At 72.0% G+C, this 1,989-nt stretch carries 3 protein-coding genes; 1 reads left to right on the top strand and 2 read right to left on the bottom strand.

Annotation, left to right across the window (positions count from 1 at the left end; all coding sequences use genetic code 11):
• Positions 1 to 274: 274 nt before the first annotated feature.
• The gene (locus RMO85_RS03280; RefSeq protein ID WP_310526446.1) at positions 275 to 1,051 is read left to right on the top strand and encodes a DUF3027 domain-containing protein; all 777 of its coding nucleotides are present in this window, start codon (positions 275 to 277) and stop codon (positions 1,049 to 1,051) included.
• Here the strand turns inward: RMO85_RS03280 and RMO85_RS03275 are convergent.
• On the bottom strand, positions 1,048 to 1,641 hold the full coding sequence (locus RMO85_RS03275) for a class I SAM-dependent methyltransferase (protein WP_310526445.1): 594 nt from the start codon (positions 1,639 to 1,641) through the stop codon (positions 1,048 to 1,050). The two genes, RMO85_RS03280 and RMO85_RS03275, sit on opposite strands and share 4 nt — an antisense overlap.
• Positions 1,638 to 1,865: a DUF2530 domain-containing protein gene (locus RMO85_RS03270; protein ID WP_310526443.1), complete on the bottom strand. Its 228-nt coding sequence runs from the start codon at positions 1,863 to 1,865 to the stop codon at positions 1,638 to 1,640. Before RMO85_RS03270 ends, RMO85_RS03275 begins: the two co-directional genes overlap by 4 nt.
• Between the last annotated feature and the right edge of the window lie 124 nt (positions 1,866 to 1,989).

Genomic DNA, 1,989 nt, shown 5'->3' with positions numbered 1-1,989 from the left:
CGCGCGCCGCGCGCCGCGCCTGCCGAACGGTGTACCTGCCCGCGCGTCCGGTGACGCGAGTGGCGCCCGCGACGCCGCGGCCGACGCCGCGACTGGCGGCGCGCACCCCCCGGCCCGCGCCCGCCAGTCGACCCCCAGCAGTGGGGTCGCTCGGCGGCTCGTGCTCGGAGGTCATGGGTCAATCCTGCCGTGTGGACGGGTCCGCGACGTGCAGCAGGCGTCCGGATGGCAGGGCGAACTGACAGACCGCCGTCGGGTTTGCGATGATGCGCAGGTGATTGACCTCGACGAGACCTCGCCCGACGCCATCTTGGCCGCGGCCGTCGAGGACGCGCGAGCCGCGGCTCTCGACCTCGCCGGCGCCGCGGACGTCGGTGACCACCTCGACGTCCGCCGGGAGGACGACCTCGTCGTCACCCACACGTTCGCCTGCACGCGACCGGGCTACCGCGGTTGGCACTGGTCGGTCACGCTGACCCGCGACGCCGCTGGCACCGGGGCCACCCTCAACGAGGCAGTGCTGCTGCCGGGGGCCGAGGCGATCGTGGCGCCGTCGTGGGTGCCCTACAAGGAACGCCTCCAGCCCGGCGACCTCTCCCCGGGCGACCTGCTCCCCGTCGAGGACGAAGACCCGCGCCTGGTCCCGACCTACTTCTTCGGCGACGACCCGCTCGACGCCGACTCCAAGGCGCAGGTGCGTCAGGTCGCCAAGGACCTCGGCCTGGGCCGGGTCCGCACCCTGTCGCCCGAGGGCATCGACATGGCGGCCCAGCGCTGGTACGAGGGTGACGGTGGCCCCGACGCACTGATCGCCAAGAGCGCGCCCGACTCCTGCTGGTCCTGCGGCTTCCTGGTCCGGCTCGCCGGTCCGCTCGCCGACACCTTCGGCGTCTGCGCCAACGGCAACGCCAACGACGACGGCAAGGCCGTCACCTTCAACCACGGCTGCGGTGCCCACTCCGAGGTCAAGCTGGCTCGCAAGCAGCAGCCGATCCCGGTGCCCGACCACGTCTTCGACACCCTGACCGACGACGGGTTCGTGGCTCTCTAACGCGCAGACAGCACCCACACGGCGTACTCGTCGTTCGGCGGGTCCAGCTCGTAGCTGCCGAACCGCCAGTCGACCCCGAGCCCGACAGTCGCCGCATCGGCGAGGAACTCGTCGGCCGGGTAGGTCCGGCTGCCGCTCATGATCGCGGTCAGGTGGAAGCCCGCCAGGATCCGGCCGCCGGGCGCGAGCAGCGACCGCAGGTGCGCCAGCACAGCGCGCTCGGTGTCCTCGGCCAGGTAGATGAGGACGTTGCCGACCACGACGATCAGGTCGAACGGCTCGAGGGCCGGGATCGCCAGCGCCTCGTGGGGCAGCACCGGCACGTCGGCGTACGTCGCCAGCGACTGCTCACGCAGTGCGGGGTCCGGCTCCGTGGCCACCACGTCGTGCCCGCGGGCCGTCAGGGCAGCCGCGATCCGGCCCATACCTGATCCCACGTCGAGGATCCGCGCGTGGCGCCCGACGAGCGCATCGGCCAGGCGGGCCTCACCCGCGACGTCGGCGCCGTCGGCCACCAGGGCAGCGAAGTTCTCGCCGTAGATCAGCCTTCCGTCTCCGGCGAGCTCCCAACGGGTCGGCGGCAGGGTCATTCGACGTCGAGCTCGGCGCGCGCCTTGCGACGGCGTCGGCAATATTCCAGCCCGAACAGGCCGAGGCCGAAGCCGGCCAGGCAGGTCCACAGCCACCAGGTGCGGCCACTGTCCTCCAGTGCGCCGTAGAACGGCAGCAGGGCGATGAACGCCACCAGCCAGACCGCCGTGCCCACCTCGGTGGTGCGCACGCCGTCCACGTCCAGCGGCGCAACCTGGGCCACGATGTAGGTGCGCTTGCCGATCTCGTGCTGCGTCGTCTCGTCGTCCCTCAGCTCAAAGAGGCCACGTTACCCGGCGCGTTCGTGTCGCTCCATCGCTGACAGCGGCGACCGGTTATGAGAGACT

This window comes from Nocardioides sp. (assembly GCF_031422975.1).
Lineage (GTDB): Bacteria > Actinomycetota > Actinomycetes > Propionibacteriales > Nocardioidaceae > Nocardioides.
The sequence above is the reverse complement of the archived record's forward strand: the minus strand, read 5'-3'. Positions and strand labels throughout refer to the sequence as shown.